We start from the raw sequence: 17,797 nt of genomic DNA, 5'->3' as shown, positions 1-17,797 counted from the left end.
GGGCTTATGGTGGGAAGGCGCCTGTTCGCGGAAAGAGCGGTGAGCCGCCATGACGACTGCATCCCTGCCCTCGGGCCCCGTGCGGGAGGACTGGCGGGCCCTCGCCGATCTGTGCGCGTCCGTCCGGGCCGAACTGCCCCGGCTGACCGCGGGCATCGTCGACCATATCCGTGCCGAGATCCCGGATTACCACATCGTGCCGCGCGACGAGCACGAGGCGGACGTCACCGAGCAGTTCGCCGGACTGCTCACCGGGCTGGTCACCAGGCGCGGCCCCTCTCCCGAGGAAAGCGACCACGCCCGCGCCCTGGGACGCGACCGCGCCCGCGAGGGCCTGCCGCTGCAAGCACTCATCGGCGCCTTCCACGTGGGCTACCGGGAGATCTGGAACGTCCTGCTCACCCGTGCCGACGAGCGCGGCGGGGACCTGAGCCGGCAGCTGGTGCGTCTGGTCGGCACCGTGTGGACCTGGGTCGAGCAGGCCACGGGCGCCGCGGCCGAGGCCTACAACGACACGATCCGGGCCCAGGAAGCGGCCCAAATCGGCCTGACGTACCGCTTCTTCGAGGCCCTGTACACCACGTCCCCCGCCGGGACGGACGTGGCCAGGCTCGCGCACTCCCTCGGCTTCGACCCGGCCGGGCCCTTCCAGGCGGTGTGCGCCCCGTCCGCGGCCTGGGCCGACGAGCAACTCGCCGAGCTGCGCGGACGCGTCGGGCGCCGCACGGGCAACATGCGGTGCGCCAACCGTGGCGCGACCATGGTGGCGGTCGCGCAGTCCATGCCCGTCGACGTCCTGATCGAGGCCATGCGCCGCCACGACCCAGCCCTGCGGATCGGCACCGGCCTGGTGCGCCACGGGCTGGCCGGAGCGGCCGCCAGCATCGTCGACGCCCAGGAGGCGCTCGCGCTCGCGGCCGCCGACGGCGAGGTTGTGACGTTCGGCAGCACCTGGCTCACCGCGGCGCTGCTCCCGCAGGCCGACCGGCTCAGGCCGCTCCTCGAAGCCGCCGCGGAACCCGCCGCGTCCCATCCCGACCTCGCCGTGACGGTGCGGGGCTTCGCCGACTGCGGCTTCTCCCTCACCGCGACGGGCCGGGCACTTCACCTGCACCCCAACACCGTGAAATACCGCCTGGAACGCTGGCGGGAGCTCACCGGCTGGGATGTGCACACCTGGCCCGGCCTGTCGGCGAGCCTGCTCGGGCTCGGCTTGGTGGAGGCCGGGGCCTTCGAAGGCGGCGGCCACGACCGGCCCGCCTGGATTTGACCCGGTCCATTCTGGATCGTACGTTCGCCATACCGCCGCAAAGGCGCATCCCCGCAGCCGGTCGCCTCGCCCCAGACCCCCACGGAGCCGATGTTGAAGTGCTACGACTGCCTCCAGGAAGCCCGTCCGGACGCCGAGGGAATCGGCATCTGCTGCCACTGCAACCTGTTCGTCTGCGCGGACCACGCCCATGTGCTCCGGCAGCTCCTCCACCAGCCGAACGGCCTGGGGCGCGCCACGAGCCGCCTTCCGGCGCGCAGGCTCGTCTGCATCACCTGCCGCGCGGCCGAGACGTCCGCCACCAGCGGCGACTTCGCCGGGACGCGTCCAAGCTGACGTCCTCCAGGCCCGCACGGGTCCCGCCCGGTCCGGCTCGGGAACCCTCTGCCAGGGCCGGGCCTCTGCAGCGTGTCCGACGATCCGACGCGGGAGCGGCTGACCCGCCGCATCGAGCCTGCCGGCTCGCCCGCGCGGTACGCACTGCGCGTGGAGGTCGAGAGCTCTGTCGCCGACGGGGCCGGGATCGTCCGGCGGGGCCCTTGCGCAGCGTGCCGGCGGACGATCACCACCGATCCCCGACGCTTCCCTTCAGGCCTCAGTGCTCCCGCTCACGCGCCGACCTGCGCAGCTTGGCGGGGGTGATGCCGGTCGCCACCCGGAAGGCCCGGCCGAAGGCCGACACCGAGCCGTATCCGACGTCCGCGGCGACCGCGCCGACCGGGCGGTCGGTGCCGGTGAGCAGGTCGGCCGCGAGCAGCATGCGCAGTCGCGTGACGAACTCCCCGGCGTTCATGCCCGTTTCGCGGGCGAAGTGCCGGATGAAGGTCGCACGGGACATCGCGTTGAGTGCGGCAAGCCGCTCGATGCCCCAGTCGTCCGCGGGGTCGCCGAGCACCGCCTCGGTGACCGTCCGCACGACGTCATGGGCCGATGCGAGCCACACCGCGGCGCCGAGACCCGGGGTCCCGCGCAGCGCCATCGTCAGCAGCACGTCGCACAGCCCGTCCAGAATGGCCTCGGTTCCCGGCCCCGCCGCGCCCGCCTCGCCCCGCATGAACGCGCTCAGCGGCCCGAGGGGCCCGCCGGGCGCGGCGCCCAGGGGTACGTGGACGACCTCCGGCAGCATGCCCATCAGGATCTGTCCCGGGCCGGGTCCCCACACGTAGTGGCCGCAGAACAGGTCCACCGTCCCGTCCTCGCCCGGGGGCTCGTTGCCCAGCAGCTCGTACGGGCCGGCGTCCCGGCGCTCGACGTCCGTGGCGTCCCGGGCACCGCGCACCCGCATGCGGTGCGCCGTCCCGTGCGGGAGCAGCACCATGTCGCCGGCGCGCAGCTCGACCCGCCGGTCCGGCAGTTCCAGGGTGCACTCCCCGTTCAGCAGCAGGTGGAACGGCGACCGGCCGGTCCCTTCCACGGGGTTGTCCAGCGTGTACCGGCCCGCGATCAGACAGCGGATGTCGACGCTGCCCCGCAACCGGGCCAGCCGGATCAGGCGGCTCAGAGCGTCCATGAGACTTTCTCGACAGGAAATGCGACTTCTTCAGCTTGGCATCTCGCCCCGCAGGCGGCAAGGTCGCAGCCATGGACACCATGCACGTCGATCTCCTGGTCATCGGATTCGGTAAGGGCGGCAAGACCCTCGCCGCACGGCTGGGCGCCCTCGGGCAGCGCGTCGCCGTCGTCGAGCAGTCGTCGCAGATGTTCGGCGGCACCTGCATCAACGTCGGCTGCGTACCGACGAAGTCGCTGATCCACCGGGCGGAGCAGCGCCGCCCCGGCGACCGGCCCGAGGACACCTTCCGCGAGGCCGTGGCCGGCACGGAGTCGCTGACCACCCTGCTCAGGGCGAAGAACTTCGAGATGCTCGACACCCTCGACACGGTCACGGTGATCACGGGCCACGCACGCTTCCTCGACGCGGAGTCGGTGGAGGTGAGCGCGGGCACCGACCGCATGGTCGTCACCGCTCCGACGATCGTCGTCAACACCGGCGCGGAACCGGTGTTCCCTGACGTCCCCGGCCTGCGCGACAGCGCGTACACCCGGACCAGCACCGACCTCGTCCGCGGCACGGTTCTCCCCTCCCGCCTGGTCGTGCTCGGCGCCGGATACCTGGGGCTGGAATTCGCGGGCATGTACCGGGGCTTCGGTTCCGAGGTGACCGTGCTCGAAGCCGGACCGCGGGTCATGCCCCGTGAGGACGCCGACGTGGCCGAGGCGGTCGTGCGGATCCTCCAGGACGACGGCGTCACCTTCGTCACGGGGGCCCAGGTCACCCGGGTCGCCGACGGGCCGGGCCACGCCACGGTGCACTACCGGGCCGGCGGCGAGGAACGCACCGTCGCCGCGGACGCCGTGCTCGTCGCCACCGGGCGCAGGCCCGCCACCGAAGGGCTCGGACTCGAAGCCGCGGGGATCCGCACCACCCCCTCCGGCGCCATCGAGGTCGACGAGCACCTGCGCACGAGCCGCCCGCACATCTACGCCGTCGGGGACGTCAACGGCGGCCCGCAGTTCACCTACATCTCCCTGGACGACAGCCGGATCGTCGCCGACCACCTCCTCGGCTCCGGAGAACGCACCACGGCCGACCGCGTCGCCGTCCCGTACACCGTCTTCACGACCCCCGCGCTGTCCCGGGTCGGCCTCGGCGAACGCGAGGCCCGCGACCGCGGCCACGATGTGCGCGTCGCGGCGAAGCCCGTGGCGCAGATCGCCTCGATGCCCCGGGCGAAGATCGTCGGCGAGATCCGCGGCCTCATGAAGTTCGTGATCGACGCGGCCACCGACCAGGTCCTCGGCGCGGCACTGCTCAGTGTCGACTCGCAGGAGCTGATCAACACCGTCGCCCTGGCGATCCGCCACGGCGTCACCGCAGGCGAACTGCGCGACGCCGTCTACACCCACCCCAGCTCCACCGAGGCGTTCAACGAGGTCCTCGCCGCCCGCTGACCGGCCCCACCCCCGCGCCGGGCCGCCCGGGCCCGCTGCCCCGGATGCCCACGGGCGGGTGGCGGGGATATCGTCCCGGTATGGGAGACCCCCGGCCGCGCCGGTCCGGCGCTCCCCGACGACGAGCGCCCGTGGCCTCGCCGCCAGGGGCGGGTGGATGATGGGCGGGCGCGCCGCGGGACCGGCGGCGCACGCGCCGCTGCCGAGCTGGACCGGGCACTCACCGAGGTGGTGCGGACCACGGGGTCGCACGCGGCCGCCGTGTTCCTGCTGGTCCGCGAGGAGCAGGCGCTGCGCATGGAAGTGGTGACCGGTCTGTCGTCCCGCGTGGTCGGACCGTGGACCCGCCTCGCGCTGGCCGCCCCCGTGCCGGTGGCCACGGCGGTCCGGGAGGGGCGCCCGGTGTGGGTGCTCGGCCACGCCGAACTCGCGCGGCGGTTCGCGCGCACGGCGTACGCCCTGCCCTACGAGATAGCCATGATCGTCATGCCGCTGGCGACGGACGGCACGAAGTGGGGCGCTCTGCAGATGCTCTGGCCCGGCACCCGGGCCGAGCGCCTCACAGGCGCGGAGCACCGACCAGGGCCGGGACGACATCGCCCTCCTGCTGGTCGGCCCCGAGGACAGGGGCCGGTGACGGGTCCGGCCGGGCGTGCCCCCGGGGCACTCCTCAGCGGGGGCGGCGGCGCAGGCGGCGGCCGACGAGGACGGCACCCGCACCGGCCACCAGGGACACGCCGGCGATGCCTCCGAGGCCGGTGAGCTCACGCCGGGGCGTGACGGCACCGGTGGCGGCCAGCGAGGGGCCGGCGGACCCGGACGCGGCGGCGGTCGCGGCCCGCAGGATCAGGTCGGTCACGGCGTCGGGGTGGGCGATCAGCGAGACATGGCAGGAGTTGATCTCCACCGTGTGCGAGTGGGCACGACGGGCCTGGAAGCGCTCCTGCTCGGGGTTGATGGCCATGTCCTGGCGGCCGACCATGGCCCAGGACGGGATGGTCTTCCAGGCCGCGACCTTGGCCGTCTCGGAGAACGCCGTGGTGGCCGCGGGCCGTTGGGTGACGCCCAGCAGGTCGGCCTGGCTCTGCGGCAGGCAGGCGGCGAAGACCGGGTACACCTTGTCGCGCTTGAGGTAGAGGTCGGTGCCGCTCCGGCCGTCGCCCTCCCGGTACGGGACGGACCTGGTCGCGGTGGAGAGGGCGCTGGGGAACCTGGCGGACAGCGACGCGCCGCTCTCGCCCACGTCCGGCATCAGGGCGTCGATGTAGACCAGGGCCTTCACCTGGGAATGACCGGCAGCGGCCGAGCTGATCACGGCGCCGCCGTAGGAGTGGCCGGCCAGCACGACGGGACCCTTGATCGAGTCCAGCACCGACGAGATGTAGGTGGCGTCGTTGTACAGGCCGCGCAGCGGGTTGGCGGGCGCCATGACCGTGTAGCCGCGGCGTTCGAGCCGCTCCGCTACCCCGTTCCAGCTGGAGGCGTCGGCGAACGCCCCGTGGATGAGGACCACGGTGGGCCTGGTGCCGCTCGTGTCGCCGTCGGCGGCGGCCGGGGCCGCGGCCAGGGCGCACAAAACGGCGGCGCATGCCGCCGCGGTGAGGTGGGGGCGCCGTGCACGCCGCCGCGAGCCGAGGACCGGAGATGCCGTCATACCGTTCTCGCTTCCCTTGAGGCCTATGGCACACCAGCGTTCAGGCAGTGGCGTGGCCGGGCCCGCCCGCGCTGTCCGACCGGGTGAAAACGGTGCGGCATCAGGGTGATTGCGGCGCGTCGGGAGGCCCGGGGAAGGGGCCGGTGAGCTCGACGTGCCCGAGGAGATCCCGCCGCAGGCGCCGTACCTCGGTCCAGGAGGCGTCGACCAGCGCGTCGCGCCACCGCTCGAACTCCACGAGCCGGGACGCCCGCAGCCGGGCCCGGAACACCGCCTGCACGGCGGTGACGTCACCGGTGACGAGGAAGGAGACCCGGATCAGCCGGTCGTGGGGGCGCCGCAGAAGGAGCCCGACGAGCCACGGCGCGCCGTGCTCCCCGGGCCGCGGGGGCGGACAGGCGGCGTACGGTGCGGCCTCACTGCCGGCCATCCACCTCACTCCCCGACGGGGATCCCACCCGAAGGAACCACGGTGCCTCCGCACGGTCCGCGGCGGTCCTCCGTATCGGGCCGAGGTCCCCTCGGATCCGGTCACCGGATCCGGAGCCTCGCCGGCGGGTCAGGGCCGGTAGACGGCGCCGGGAGCCGGGGTGCCGGGGGCGAGCAGCTGCGGGACGGTGACGAAGGTGTAACCGCGGCGCTTGAGCTCGTCGATGATGCCGGGCACGGCGGGCACGGTGCCCCGGTAGCCGGGGGAACCGGCGGCGGGGACCATGTCGTGGAGCAGGATGATGCCGTCGCGGCCGGACTGCTCCAGGACGCGCTTGGTGATCAGGGCGGAATCGCTGGTCGCGAAGTCCTTGGCGGTGACGCTCCACAGCACCTCGGAGAGCCCCATCTCGCGGGCGACCCCCTGGACGGTGTCGTTGGTGCGGCCCTGCGGCGGGCGCACCAGGGTGGGACGGTGACCGGTGAGCCGCTCGATGGCGTCGTCGGGGCGGCTGAACTCCTCGCGTATCCCGTCGGCGTCGAGGTCCGTGAGGATCTTGTGGTCCCACGTGTGGCTGGCCACCTCGTGGCCCTCGGCGGCCATCCGCTTGACCATCTCGGGGTACCGCTCGATGTGCTTCTTGCCCAGGAGGAAGAAGGTGGCGTGCACCTGCTTCTCCTTGAGGATGTCCAGCAGCCGCCCGCTGTTCCGGCTCGGTCCGGCGTCGAAGGTCAGGGCGATGCACTTGGCCTTGCGGCAGTCGACGCTCCCGAAGTGCCCGGTGCCGTGGGTTCCCGCCGCGTTGCGCGCCTCGCTCGGGGAGGTGGTCTCCACCCGTGTGCATCCGGTCAACGTCAGGGTCAGGGCCACCGCGGCTGCGGAAAGGGCTGTCGCGGCGCGGCGCACCGTCGCCGAGGCGGGTTGCGGACTCGCGGACGGCCGTCGGCGCAGGCTGGAGAAGTGCATGCCGGGGACTATACACAGACCGTATACGTGATATTCATACCGGGGTCCCCCTATGGCCTCCTTCCATCGGGGCAACCCGGTCTACACAAGGTGTATACCGCGTTTGTACAGTGACGCCCATGTCCATCGGTCACGCCCTCCTGGGCCTCCTCGAATCCGGCCCGCGCCACGGTTACGACCTCAAGCGCGCTTTCGACGAACGGTTCGGCCACGACCGCCCGTTGCACTACGGGCAGGTGTACTCGACGATGTCGCGCCTGCTCAAGAACGGCCTGGTCGAGGTGGACGCCATAGAGCCCGGCGAGGGCCCCGAGCGCAAGCGCTACGCCATCACCGAGGCCGGGGTCACCGACGTCCGGCACTGGCTGGAGACTCCCGAGAAGCCCGAGCCGTACCTGCAGTCGACGCTCTACACCAAGGTCGTCCTCGCCCTGCTCACCGAACGCGACGCCGCGGGCGTTCTCGATGTGCAGCGGTCCGAGCACCTGCGGCTCATGCGGACGCTCACCGAGCGCAAGCGCACCGGGGACTTCGCCGACCAACTCATCTGCGACCATGCCCTGTTCCACCTGGAGGCCGACCTGCGCTGGCTGGAACTGACCGCCGAGCGCCTGGACCGGCTGGCCCGGGAGGTCCGTCCGTGACCGCCGATCAGCCCCTGCTCACCGCCACGGACCTGCACAAGACCTACGGGAGCACGCCGGCGCTCGCCGGGGCGGACTTCTCCCTGCGGCCCGGCGAGGTCGTCGCCGTGCTGGGCCCGTCGGGCTCCGGCAAGTCCACGCTGCTGCACTGCCTGGCCGGCATCGTGCCGCCGGACTCCGGCACGATCACGTACGACGGACGCGAGGTGTCCGCGATGAACGACGCGGCGCGCAGCGCGCTGCGACGCGCCGACTTCGGCTTCGTCTTCCAGTTCGGGCAGTTGGTGCCCGAGCTGACCTGCGCCGAGAACGTGGCGCTGCCGCTCCGCCTGGGCGGCACCCCGCGCAAGGAGGCCGTGCACGCGGCCATGGAGTGGTTGCGCCGCCTGGAGGTCGACGACGTCGCGGGACGGCGGCCCGGCGCGATATCCGGCGGCCAGGGGCAACGCGTTGCGGTCGCCCGCGCGCTGGTCACCGGCCCGCGCGTGCTGTTCGCCGACGAACCGACAGGCGCGCTGGACTCCCTCAACGGCGAACGCGTGATGGAGGCGCTGACGGGGGCGGCCCGCGACACGGGGGCCGGCGTCGTGCTGGTCACCCACGAGGCGCGGGTGGCGGCCTGGTCCGACCGCGAGATCGTCGTGCGCGACGGCCGGGCCCGGGACACGGAGCGCGCGGCGTGACGGCCGCCACCACCGGCCGCCTCGCCGGCCGCGCGCGGGGCCTCGCCCGCGACCTGACCATGGGGATCCGCTTCGCCGTGACCGGCGGGCGCGAGGGCTGGGCGCGCACCCTGCTCACCACCGTCGGGGTGGGCCTCGGGGTGACACTGCTGCTGCTCACCACCGCGGTGCCGAACGCGCTGGCCCACCGGCACGACCGTGAGCGCGCCCGCAACGACATGACGTCCCGTTCGCTGACCGGCGACCGGGCCGCCGACACGATGCTGATCGCCATCACCGACACCAGCTACCGCGGAGAGCCCGTCCGGGGCCGGCTGGTGCAGCCCGAGGGCCCGCGCGCCCCGCTTCCGCCGGGCGTGACGCGACTGCCCGGCCGCGGCACGATGCTGGTCTCCCCCGCGCTGCGCCGGCTGCTGGACTCCCCCGGCGGCGCGCTTCTGCGCGAGCGGCTGCCGTACCGCGTCAGCGGGACCATCGGCGAGGGCGGGCTGGTCGGGCCGGGCGAACTCGTCTACTACGCGAGCGCGTCGGGCCTGCGCGCCGGCTCCGGGCCCGGGCGGGTCGAGCGGATCCACGCCTTCGGCTCCCGCGACCCCGGTCTCGGCCCGGACCCGGTCCTGGTGCTCCTCGTGCTGATCGTCTCCGTCGTCCTGCTGGTGCCGGTCGGAGTGTTCATCGCGTCCGCCGTGCGCTTCGGCGGGGAACGGCGCGATCGCCGCCTCGCCGCGCTGCGCCTGGTCGGCGCCGACGCGCGCACGACGCGGCTGGTCGCGGCAGGTGAGGCGCTGGCCGGCGCGGTGGGCGGACTCGCCGTCGGCGGCGTGCTGTTCGGGATCGGCCGCTCCGTGGCCGACCGGTTCACGGTCTTCGGCGTCGACGTCTTCTCCGGCGACCTCGAACCCGTACCCGCGCTTGCCACCCTGGTGGTGGTCGCTGTGCCCGCGGCCGCGGTCATGGTGACGCTGCTTGCCCTGCGCGGCGTCGTGGTGGAACCCCTGGGTGTCGTCCGCACCGCGAAACCGCTCAGCCGCCGCTTGTGGTGGCGGCTGCTGCTGCCGCTGGGCGGTCTCGGCCTGCTCGCCCCGATGACGGGCCAGGGCAGGAACAACGGGAACTTCAACCAGGGCATGGTCATCGGCGGCACCGTGCTGCTGCTGGTCGGCATCACGGCTTTGTTGCCGTGGATCGTCGAGGCCGTCGTGTCCCGTCTGGGCGCGGGCTCGCTGTCGTGGCAACTGGCCGTCCGCAGGCTTCAGTTGAGCAGCGGTACCGCCGCGCGCACGGTCAACGGCATCGCGGTCGCGGTCGCCGGAGCCATCGCGCTCCAGATGCTGTTCGCGGGCGTCCAGGCCGACTACACCCGCCACACCGGCAAGGACCTGACGCGCGCCCAGATGGCGGTCGCCCTGCCCGCGGCCGTCCCCGTGGCCGACGCGGCGCGCGACCTGAAGGCCACCCGCGGCGTACGCGGCGTCACCGGACTCTCCGAGGGCGTACTCGGCGAACGGGCCACCACCCCGCAGCGCTACGCCGAACTGACGGTGGGCGGCTGCGACGCGCTGCGCGAGGTCGCCACGCTGCCCTCCTGCCGGGACGGCGACACCTTCGTGATCGGGGACCGCCCGTACGACCAGGACACCTCCGCACTCGCCCGCCCCGGCAGGACGGTGTACGTGGACCCCGGCTACGACGAGGACACCGCCGCACTGCGCGTGCCCTGGCACCTGCCGCGCACCCTGAAGTCGGCGGCCCTGCGCAGCGACCCCTCGGGGTACGAGCGCGGCGGCGTCCTCGTCACCCCGGGCGCCTTCCCGGCCACGGCCGCGGCGGCGCTCACCGGCAAGGTGTTCGTCTCCCTCGACCCGGCCGTGCCCGACGCCCGGGAACTGCTGCGCAACGCCGCGGCCAGGCTCGACCCCCTGGCCTCCCCGACGGCCTTCGCCGCCACCGAGCAGTCCCGGCACTTCGCCGCCATCCGCAGCGGCCTGATGGTCGGCGCCACGTGCGTGCTCGTGATGATCGGGGCCAGTCTGCTCGTCTCCCAGCTGGAGCAACTGCGCGAGCGCCGCAGGCTGCTGTCCACCCTGGTCGCCTTCGGCACCCGGCGCAGCACGCTGAGTCTGTCGGTCCTCTGGCAGACGGCCCTGCCCGTCGCCCTCGGTCTCGCGCTCGCCTCCGCGGTGGGCATCGGCCTGGGCGCGGTCCTGCTCCGCATGGTCGACACCGCGGTCGGCGTGGACTGGCCGGGCGTCGCCGCGATGGCCGGCATCGCGGCGGGCGTCGTCCTGCTGGTGACCGCGCTCAGCCTGCCTCCGCTGGTCCGCATGATGCGGCCGGACGGATTGCGTACGGAGTAGCCTCACCGATCCGCGCCAGAACCCGGTGGCCGTCCGTCCGCGCGATCCCTCGCGCGGACGGACGGCCCCGCCGCCGGTCGGCGGTGGCGGCTACTTCTGCAGGAAGGACTGCAGCAGGTTCGTCACGTCCTGGGGCTTCTCCTCGGTCACCCAGTGGCCCGAACCCTTGATGACCCGGCCCTCGACGTTCGTCGCGTAGGTGCGCCACTGGTCACCGATCCTGCCGCCGAACGACGCCTGGCCGCCGACCGCCAGGACCGGCATCCTCAGCCTGCCCTGCGCCAGGAACTTCTTGTTCTGCTCGACGTCCCCGCGCAGCTCGCGGTACATCTTCATCCAGGCCACCGTGCGGCCCGGTTCCTTCAGGTAGTGGGCGTAGAAGTCGTAGTCGGCCGGCGAGAACGCGGACGTGTTCTCCAGGAGCTCCCCGATGAAGCCCTGGACGAAGACACGCTCGTGACCGGAGATCAGATGCTCGGCGAGAGGCAGCTGGAAGAGGCCGAAGTGCCACATCGACGGGACCTTCGGGTTGGCGTTCAGAGCCGGGAAGCTGTACATGCTGTCGTCCGGGACGGGCGCTTCCATCACGGCCAGCCGCCGCACCTCCCGCGGCCACTGGGCCGCGTAGGCGTAGCTGACCCACAGGCCGACGTCGTGCCCGACGACCTGGACGCCGTTGTTCAGCTTCAGCTGCTTCAGCAGCTCGTGCACGTCCCGGGCCATCTGCGCCTTCGCGTAACCGCCCTTGGTGACCTCGGAGTTGCCGGCTCCGCGGAGGTCGACCGCGATCACCGTGTGGTTCTTGGAGAGCGGGCCCATCTGGTCCCGCCACTCGGCCCAGGACTGGGGGAACCCGTGGATCAGCACGACCGGTGATCCCTTGCCGCCTCGCAGGTAGTGCATGCGGAAGCCGTTCACTTCCGCGTACTTGGACGTGAAACCGGACGGAGGTTCCCCTTGCGGGAAGGACGACGGAGACGGCTCCGCCGCCTCGGTGCCCCGCCCACGGCTGTCACCCCTGGCTCCGGCGCTCGCGCCGAGGGAAACCAGCAGGACAACCGCCAGCGCCGCGAAGAGCGCGATGAGCCTGTCGGTCTTTCTTGTGAATATGTCCATGATTCACCTGTCCAGTGCACATGGCCACGGCGAAGCGACCCACCGGATCCGGAACGCCACACACTGACGCATTCAGCCCGCGTGCCCTTGATCTCCCCCACGTGCCGCGTCCGCGCTCCCACCTCCGGCCCAGCAGGCCGGGCGACACTGGACATCGGCCCTACCGAACCATGATGAGCACAGCACGCGGGGATACGCCATCGGAAGGACGGCCCTCACGCCGGCTCCACGGTCGGCTCAAGAACCGGCGGCACCTGGGCGGTGTCCGCAGGTGCGGCTGGGGTGCGGTGCTCACGGCGGCGGTGCCGAAGCCGGCATTGTCAGTGGCCCCGCATACGGTCCTCCCATGGATGATCAGAGGTCGTCGCTTCCTCGCACGGACAACCCTCCCGCGAGCCAGACGCCGCTGCACGGGACCGGAGACGTACGGGAAGCGTGGGGCCGGGTGACCGCGTGGCTCGAGCGGCACAACCCCGGAGGTTTTGCCGCCCTCGGCGGTCCCGGGAGCGAGGCGGCCATCGGCCGGGCCGAACTGCGCATGGGCCTGGAGCTGCCGAGGGAGCTGCGGCAGTGGCTTCTGGCGAACGACCTCGATGCCGGCAGGCAACCCGCTGCGCACTCGTGCCTGGTGGCGCTCGGGTGCGACGCGGTCTTCCCCGACGGCCACTTCCTTCTCGGCCTGACGGACATTCAATGGATCTACGGGAGCCGGATGGACATGGCGGACGCGTGCCCGTCCGAGGGTCCCGACGACCAACTGTGGCGTCGAGAGTGGGTGCCGGTCGCCGCGGAGAGCGACGGTCTCCACGGCACGTTTCTGGACACGATCAACGGAACCATCGGCACGTGGGCCGATGCAGAATTCCCTCAGGAAGGCGAGTACGCCTCGTTGTCCGCCTTCTTCCAGGATGCGGCGGACCGGCTGGAAGGGGTCTCGTCCGGAGAGTGGAGAGGCCCTGGCGGCCTCGCCCGGGCCCGCGCGCTCGAACCCCGTCCGGAGGACGAGCCGGTACGCCTCTGGGCCCGTGCCAACGGCTATGAGGTGAACGATCGCGGCCGTGTCCCCAGCGCCTTCCGCGAGGCCTACGAGGCATCACTGAGGTAGTCGCGCAGTTCGGCGCGCCTGGTCGGGATCTTCCACCGGCGCATGGCGTCCTCGACTCCGAGTGGCCAGGCGTCGTCGTCCCGGTCGGTGACGAAGCGCACGACACGCTGCTGCGCGTCGGTCAGGTCGCCGAAGGCCGGCGGCGGGTCGGCGGGATCGCCCGGGAAAGCCACTCTGCCCAAGGCTCGCGCCAGGTGGTTCCGGTCCCAGGACCCTTTGACGCCCTCAAGGCCGGCCAGTCCGGCGAGCAGGGCCTCGACCGTCCGGAGCGTCGCGGCTTCGGATGTCTCCTCCAGGGCCATCGCCGCGAGGCCGCCGTAGGAGCCGCTCAGGAACGTCATGGTCCCTGTCGCCTCCGGCGGCCGGGCGGCGACCCGGGTCAGCGCATCGACGACGGCCGGGCCGGCGATGCCGAACCGTGTCAACGCGAAGGCGGAGGCCCAGCGAAGCTCGACGACGGGGCCGTCCAGGTAGCGCTCGATGAAGGGAACGGTCACCGGTTCGCCGAGCAGACCGAGGGCGACCAGTCCCGTCGCCGCCGCGCCGGGAGAGTCCTCGCCGGCGATGAACGCCTTCAGAAGCGGAATCGACGTCGCCGCGCACTCGGGGAACCACCCCAGCAGGTTCGCGGTCTCGGCCCGCAGCTCGGGGCTGTCCGAGGTCAGCAGGACGGCGAGTGCGGGAAGTGCTTCCCGCACGGCCTCGTAGGAACGCACCACCGCTTCGGCGGCGATGAGCACGTGCTCCCAGGTCTCCTCGCGGTCCTTGCGCTGCTCGTCGTCCGCCGACTCGCCGATCCACCGGGCCCAACTGTCGGCTTCGCCGCGCAGATTCGCCAGGTTGGTGCGGTCTTCCGAAGGGTCGTAGCCGTTCGGCAGGTAGTTGTTGTCCAGCCCGATCGCGATGGCGCCCAGCAGACCGACGATCCGGTGCCTGTTGACCAGTCCTGGGTCGAGTGCCATCCGCACGAGGAACGGAACGGTGTACACCGCGGCCTGCGATCGCGTGCCCTGGTGCACGATGTGGTCCGCGAGCTGCGTGATCGGCGGGTACCGGCCCTCCCACACCCCGGCCCGCATCGCCCGGAGGTGTCCGGGGACGTCCTCGGCCGTGCCGTAGGAGTGCCGCAACCGGGCCCAGGGCACATCGTCCAGGCCGGCGAGAGGGTCGTTGTCCGTCACAGCAGCAGATCCTGGCACACCACAACTCCGTTGATCACGACGGGCGGTGGGGCTACCCGGCCGGCGGCGGCGCCGTGGTGGCGCGGGCGGTGAGGCGGGCCGGGAGGACCGTGGTCTCGGGGACGTCCTCGTCGGCGAGCTTGGCGATGAGCAGGCCCACGGCGCGCGTGCCGATCTCGGCCGTCGGGAGGGCGACGGACGTGATCGGCAGCGGGGTCTGCTCGGCGATCTCGTCGGGGCAGATCGCGGTGACCGAGATGTCCTGCGGCACCCGCAGCCCCATGGCGGTGAAGGCGTCGATGAGGGGCTGGGTGATCGGTTCGTTGTGGACCACGACCCCCGTCAACGACGGCTGCTCCCGGAGCAGTTGCTCGGCCATCGCCCGGGCCTCGGCCGGTGTCTCCGGGCACGGGTGGACGTAGGAGCGCAGGCCCAGCCGGTCGGCGGCGGCCGTGAAGCCGGCCGCGACCCGGCGGGCGAAGCCGGTGCCGCGGACGTAGACCTCGGGGGGCGAGCCGACGAGGGCCACCGTGCGGTGGCCGAGCGAGGCCAGGTGCTCCACGCAGGCCTCGCCGGCCCCCGCGAAGTCCAGGTCGACGCAGGTGAGTCCGGCCGGGTCGGACGGGAAGCCGATGAGCACCGACGGGCGGTCCAGGCCTCGCAGCAGCGGGAGCCTGCGGTCCTCCAGCTCGACGTCCATGATGATGAACGCGTCCGCCATGGCGCTCTCCGCGACCCGGATGATCCCCTCCTCACCCTCGCTCTGGGTGAGGAGGAGGACATCGTGGTCGTGCTCGCGGGCCGCGGTCAGCACGGAGGTGGCGAACTGCATCACCACGGGCACGTGGATGCCCTTGCGCAGGGGCAGGACGAGACCCAGCACCCGTGACCTGCTGCTGGCCAGCGACCGGGCACCGGCGTGCGGCCGGTAGCCCAGTTCACGGATGCTGTTCTCGATGCGCTCCCGGGTCTCCGGAGAGATCGGCCGCTTGCCGCTCAGCGCGTAGCTGACGGTGCTCGGGGACACCCTCGCGTGCCGCGCGACATCGGTGATCTTGACCATGCGACTCCCCTGTCCCCTTGCCCCCTCGCTCCTTGTCCCCGCCTAGACGGACAGGTCCAGCGTGAGCACCGCCGTACCCGCGACCGCGCGGGCGGCCGGTCCGCCCGCGACCTCGACGCCCCACGGGAAGCGGGCGTCGGAGGTCTCGGCCCGCAGGGTGGCGCCGTCGCGCACGATCGTGATCTCCGCCGCGGCTGAGCCGTCCTCGCCGGGGATCCGGACGGTGGTCCGGGAGCCGTCGGCGGGCTCGAAGACCCGGACGGTCACGTCGTCCGCCCACACGTAGTCGGGGCGGTCGGTGACCGCGCCGACGGCGATGGCGGAGCCGGGCCGGGCCAGCAGCGGCACGCTGAGGTAGCCGTGCGTCTCGCGCAGCCACCGCGGGCCGGCGACCTGCTCGCCGGTCGTGAAGTGCGTCCAGGTGCCCTCGGGCACGTAGTACGACACCTCGCCGTCCTCGGAGAACACCGGCGCCACCAGCAGGTCGCCGCCGAGCATGTACTGGCGGTCCAGCGGCGCGCAGCCCGGGTCGCCGGGGAACTCCAGCACCATGGCGCGCATCATCGGGATGCCCTCGGTGTGCGCCTGGTGGGCGGCGCCGTAGAGGTAGGGCATGAGGCTCAGCTTGAGCTTGGTGAAGTGACGGAGGACGTCCACCGCCTCCTCGTCGAACAGCCACGGCACGCGATAGGACGAGGAGCCGTGCAGCCGGCTGTGCGAGGAGAGCATGCCGAAGGCGGACCAGCGCTTGAACAGCCCCGCATCGGGCAGGCCCTCGAAGCCGCCGATGTCGTGGCTCCAGTAGCCGAAGCCGGACAGGCCGAGCGACAGGCCGCCGCGCAGCGACTCGGCCATCGACTCGTACGTGGACTCGCAGTCGCCGCCCCAGTGCACCGGGAACTGCTGGCCGCCGGCCGTGGCCGAGCGGGCGAAGAGCACGGCCTCGCCCTCGCCGCGGTGCTTGCGCAGCACGTCGAAGACGGTCTTGTTGTACAGCTGCGTGTAGTAGTTGTGCATGCGCTCGGGGTCGGAACCGTCGAAGTACGCGACGTCGGTGGGCACGCGCTCGCCGAAGTCGGTCTTGAAGCAGTCCACTCCCATGTCGAGGAGCGCTTCGAGCTTGGCGGCGTACCAGGCGCAGGCGTCGGGGTTGGTGAAGTCGACCAGGGCCATGCCGGGCTGCCACAGGTCCCACTGCCAGACGCCGCCGTCGGGGCGCTTGAGCAGGTAGCCGGCGGCCTTGCCCTCGGCGAACAACGGGGAGCGCTGGGCGATGTAGGGGTTGATCCACACGCAGATGTGCAGGTCGCGCTCCTTGAGCCGGCGCAGCATCCCCTCGGGGTCGGGGAAGACCCGCGGGTCCCACTCGAAGTCGCACCAGTTGAACTCGCGCATCCAGAAGCAGTCGAAGTGGAAGGCCGACAGCGGCAGGTCCCGCTCGGCCATGCCCTCGACGAATCCGGTGACGGTCTGCTCGTCGTAGGAGGTGGTGAACGACGTGGTCAGCCACAGCCCGAAGGACCATGCGGGCGGCAGGGCCGGCCGGCCGGTGAGCGCGGTGTACTTGCGCAGGATCTCCTTGGGCGAGGGGCCGTGGATGACGTAGTACTGCAACTGCTGGCGTTCGGCGCTGAACTGGACGCGCGAGACCTGCTCGGAGGCGACCTCGAAGGAGACCTTGCCGGGGTCGTCGACGAAGACGCCGTAGCCGGCGTCGGTCAGGTAGAACGGGACGTTCTTGTAGCTCTGCTCGCTGCTGGTGCCGCCGTCTGCGTTCCAGATGTCCACGGTCTGGCCGTTCTTGACCAGCGGCCCGAAGCGCTCGCCGAGACCGTAGACGGAGGTGCCGACGCCCAGGCGCAGCTGCTCGCGGACGTGGTGGCCGCCGTCGGCGGTGCTCATCAGCGCCATGGCCTTGACGTCGCTGCTGGTGATCGTGCGGCCGTCTGCGTCGCGGAACTCCATCCGCCACTCGCCGTCGCGGGCGAAGCGCACGCTCAGCTCGCCGGAGGTGAGGACGGCTTCCTTGTCGTCGACGGTCACGACGGGTTCGTGCGGCTGCTCGTGCAGCTCGAAGTGCGGGCCGGTCTCGACGCCGCCCTCGAAGTGGGTGACGCGCACACCGATCACGCCGGGCATCGGCGCGGTGCACTCGACGGTGACGACCGGGCCCTTGAGGGTGTCGCCGCGGTGCTGGATGTTCTGGGTGGGTGCGTAGATCCGGAGCGTGCCGTTTCCGGGGACGGCATCGAGGACCTCTGCCGGATACGCCGCCGTGACGCCTTCGCGCAGCAGCCAGTACCCGTCGGTGAACTTCATGGCGATGCCTTTCCCGGTGGATGCCCACCGGCGTTCTCGGTACGTGTGGGAAGCATG

The 17,797-nt window shown here is 72.2% G+C and carries 15 protein-coding genes and 1 pseudogene; 8 read left to right on the top strand and 8 right to left on the bottom strand.

What is annotated here, in order from left to right; all coding sequences use genetic code 11:
- Positions 1-49: 49 nt before the first annotated feature.
- Together RV983_RS33485 and RV983_RS33480 are read left to right on the top strand one after the other, a co-directional pair.
- On the top strand, positions 50-1,270 hold the full coding sequence (locus RV983_RS33485) for a PucR family transcriptional regulator (RefSeq protein WP_475989456.1): 1,221 nt from the start codon (positions 50-52) through the stop codon (positions 1,268-1,270).
- A 90-nt stretch (positions 1,271-1,360) separates the two neighbouring features.
- Complete coding sequence (locus tag RV983_RS33480; RefSeq protein ID WP_475989455.1) at positions 1,361-1,606, top strand: DUF2180 family protein; 246 nt, start codon at positions 1,361-1,363, stop codon at positions 1,604-1,606.
- Positions 1,607-1,865: 259 nt separating this feature from the next.
- Here RV983_RS33480 and RV983_RS33475 read toward each other — a convergent pair whose 3' ends face one another.
- Positions 1,866-2,780, bottom strand: coding sequence for a cupin domain-containing protein (locus tag RV983_RS33475; RefSeq protein ID WP_475989454.1), 915 nt, complete (start codon positions 2,778-2,780; stop codon positions 1,866-1,868).
- A 71-nt stretch (positions 2,781-2,851) separates the two neighbouring features.
- Between RV983_RS33475 and RV983_RS33470 the strand changes: the two genes are divergently transcribed.
- Together RV983_RS33470 and RV983_RS33465 are read left to right on the top strand one after the other, a co-directional pair.
- Positions 2,852-4,222 carry a dihydrolipoyl dehydrogenase family protein gene (locus RV983_RS33470; protein WP_475989453.1) on the top strand — a complete coding sequence of 457 codons (1,371 nt, stop codon included), beginning with the start codon at positions 2,852-2,854 and terminating at the stop codon, positions 4,220-4,222.
- Positions 4,223-4,375: 153 nt separating this feature from the next.
- Positions 4,376-4,984 (top strand): GAF domain-containing protein, encoded by a 609-nt coding sequence (locus tag RV983_RS33465; protein ID WP_475989452.1) that lies wholly within the window; start codon positions 4,376-4,378, stop codon positions 4,982-4,984.
- On the opposite strand, the gene RV983_RS33460 is transcribed toward RV983_RS33465, so the two are convergent.
- The 3 genes from RV983_RS33460 to RV983_RS33450 all read right to left on the bottom strand — a co-directional run bounded on the left by RV983_RS33460 (position 4,893) and on the right by RV983_RS33450 (position 7,272).
- Complete coding sequence (locus RV983_RS33460; protein WP_475989451.1) at positions 4,893-5,876, bottom strand: alpha/beta fold hydrolase; 984 nt, start codon at positions 5,874-5,876, stop codon at positions 4,893-4,895. The genes RV983_RS33465 and RV983_RS33460 overlap by 92 nt on opposite strands.
- Positions 5,877-5,976: 100 nt before the next feature.
- Complete coding sequence (locus tag RV983_RS33455; RefSeq protein WP_475989450.1) at positions 5,977-6,306, bottom strand: hypothetical protein; 330 nt, start codon at positions 6,304-6,306, stop codon at positions 5,977-5,979.
- A gap of 129 nt (positions 6,307-6,435) precedes the next feature.
- Positions 6,436-7,272 (bottom strand): polysaccharide deacetylase family protein, encoded by an 837-nt coding sequence (locus RV983_RS33450; protein ID WP_475989449.1) that lies wholly within the window; start codon positions 7,270-7,272, stop codon positions 6,436-6,438.
- Between the two features lie 119 nt (positions 7,273-7,391).
- Between RV983_RS33450 and RV983_RS33445 the strand changes: the two genes are divergently transcribed.
- From RV983_RS33445 to RV983_RS33435, 3 genes are read left to right on the top strand one after another with little or no spacing between them, the layout of a single operon-like run.
- Complete coding sequence (locus tag RV983_RS33445) at positions 7,392-7,916, top strand: PadR family transcriptional regulator (RefSeq protein WP_475989448.1); 525 nt, start codon at positions 7,392-7,394, stop codon at positions 7,914-7,916.
- Entirely contained in the window at positions 7,913-8,599 is a 687-nt protein-coding gene (locus RV983_RS33440; RefSeq protein WP_475989447.1) for an ABC transporter ATP-binding protein, read from the top strand. Before RV983_RS33445 ends, RV983_RS33440 begins: the two co-directional genes overlap by 4 nt.
- A gap of 59 nt (positions 8,600-8,658) precedes the next feature.
- Positions 8,659-10,956, top strand: coding sequence for an ABC transporter permease (locus tag RV983_RS33435; protein ID WP_475990538.1), 2,298 nt, complete (start codon positions 8,659-8,661; stop codon positions 10,954-10,956).
- A 90-nt stretch (positions 10,957-11,046) separates the two neighbouring features.
- On the opposite strand, the gene RV983_RS33430 is transcribed toward RV983_RS33435, so the two are convergent.
- The gene (locus RV983_RS33430) at positions 11,047-12,072 is read right to left on the bottom strand and encodes an alpha/beta fold hydrolase (protein WP_475989446.1); all 1,026 of its coding nucleotides are present in this window, start codon (positions 12,070-12,072) and stop codon (positions 11,047-11,049) included.
- A gap of 1,012 nt (positions 12,073-13,084) precedes the next feature.
- On the opposite strand from RV983_RS33430, the pseudogene RV983_RS33425 reads away from it, so the two are divergent.
- Positions 13,085-13,177 (top strand): annotated as a pseudogene (locus RV983_RS33425) (Lsr2 family DNA-binding protein); the annotation flags it as partial.
- On the opposite strand, the gene RV983_RS33420 reads toward RV983_RS33425, so the two are convergent.
- The 3 genes from RV983_RS33420 to yicI are packed head-to-tail and all read right to left on the bottom strand — an operon-like array spanning position 13,156 to position 17,740.
- Positions 13,156-14,358, bottom strand: coding sequence for a HEAT repeat domain-containing protein (locus RV983_RS33420; protein ID WP_475989445.1), 1,203 nt, complete (start codon positions 14,356-14,358; stop codon positions 13,156-13,158). The pseudogene RV983_RS33425 and the gene RV983_RS33420 sit on opposite strands and share 22 nt — an antisense overlap.
- A gap of 52 nt (positions 14,359-14,410) precedes the next feature.
- Entirely contained in the window at positions 14,411-15,421 is a 1,011-nt protein-coding gene (locus RV983_RS33415) for a LacI family DNA-binding transcriptional regulator (protein WP_475989444.1), read from the bottom strand.
- Positions 15,422-15,463: 42 nt separating this feature from the next.
- The gene (gene yicI / locus RV983_RS33410) at positions 15,464-17,740 is read right to left on the bottom strand and encodes an alpha-xylosidase (RefSeq protein WP_475989443.1); all 2,277 of its coding nucleotides are present in this window, start codon (positions 17,738-17,740) and stop codon (positions 15,464-15,466) included.
- Between the last annotated feature and the right edge of the window lie 57 nt (positions 17,741-17,797).

The organism is Streptomyces sp. RLA123 (genome assembly GCF_056270165.1).
Note: the sequence above shows the minus strand (reverse complement) of the source record. Positions and strands in the feature narration are given on the sequence as shown.

Bases quoted from the DNA above. Each gene is read 5' to 3' on its own strand.
- RV983_RS33480 (WP_475989455.1), top strand. From the start codon at position 1,361: ATGTTGAAGTGCTACGACTGCCTCCAGGAAGCCCGTCCGGACGCCGAG.
- RV983_RS33455 (WP_475989450.1), bottom strand. From the start codon at position 6,306: ATGGCCGGCAGTGAGGCCGCACCGTACGCCGCCTGTCCGCCCCCGCGG.
- RV983_RS33445 (WP_475989448.1), top strand. From the start codon at position 7,392: ATGTCCATCGGTCACGCCCTCCTGGGCCTCCTCGAATCCGGCCCGCGC.
- RV983_RS33460 (WP_475989451.1), bottom strand. From the start codon at position 5,876: ATGACGGCATCTCCGGTCCTCGGCTCGCGGCGGCGTGCACGGCGCCCC.
- RV983_RS33435 (WP_475990538.1), top strand. From the start codon at position 8,659: ATGGGGATCCGCTTCGCCGTGACCGGCGGGCGCGAGGGCTGGGCGCGC.
- yicI (WP_475989443.1), bottom strand. From the start codon at position 17,740: ATGAAGTTCACCGACGGGTACTGGCTGCTGCGCGAAGGCGTCACGGCG.
- RV983_RS33415 (WP_475989444.1), bottom strand. From the start codon at position 15,421: ATGGTCAAGATCACCGATGTCGCGCGGCACGCGAGGGTGTCCCCGAGC.
- RV983_RS33470 (WP_475989453.1), top strand. From the start codon at position 2,852: ATGGACACCATGCACGTCGATCTCCTGGTCATCGGATTCGGTAAGGGC.
- RV983_RS33475 (WP_475989454.1), bottom strand. From the start codon at position 2,780: ATGGACGCTCTGAGCCGCCTGATCCGGCTGGCCCGGTTGCGGGGCAGC.
- RV983_RS33430 (WP_475989446.1), bottom strand. From the start codon at position 12,072: ATGGACATATTCACAAGAAAGACCGACAGGCTCATCGCGCTCTTCGCG.
- RV983_RS33450 (WP_475989449.1), bottom strand. From the start codon at position 7,272: ATGCACTTCTCCAGCCTGCGCCGACGGCCGTCCGCGAGTCCGCAACCC.
- RV983_RS33485 (WP_475989456.1), top strand. From the start codon at position 50: ATGACGACTGCATCCCTGCCCTCGGGCCCCGTGCGGGAGGACTGGCGG.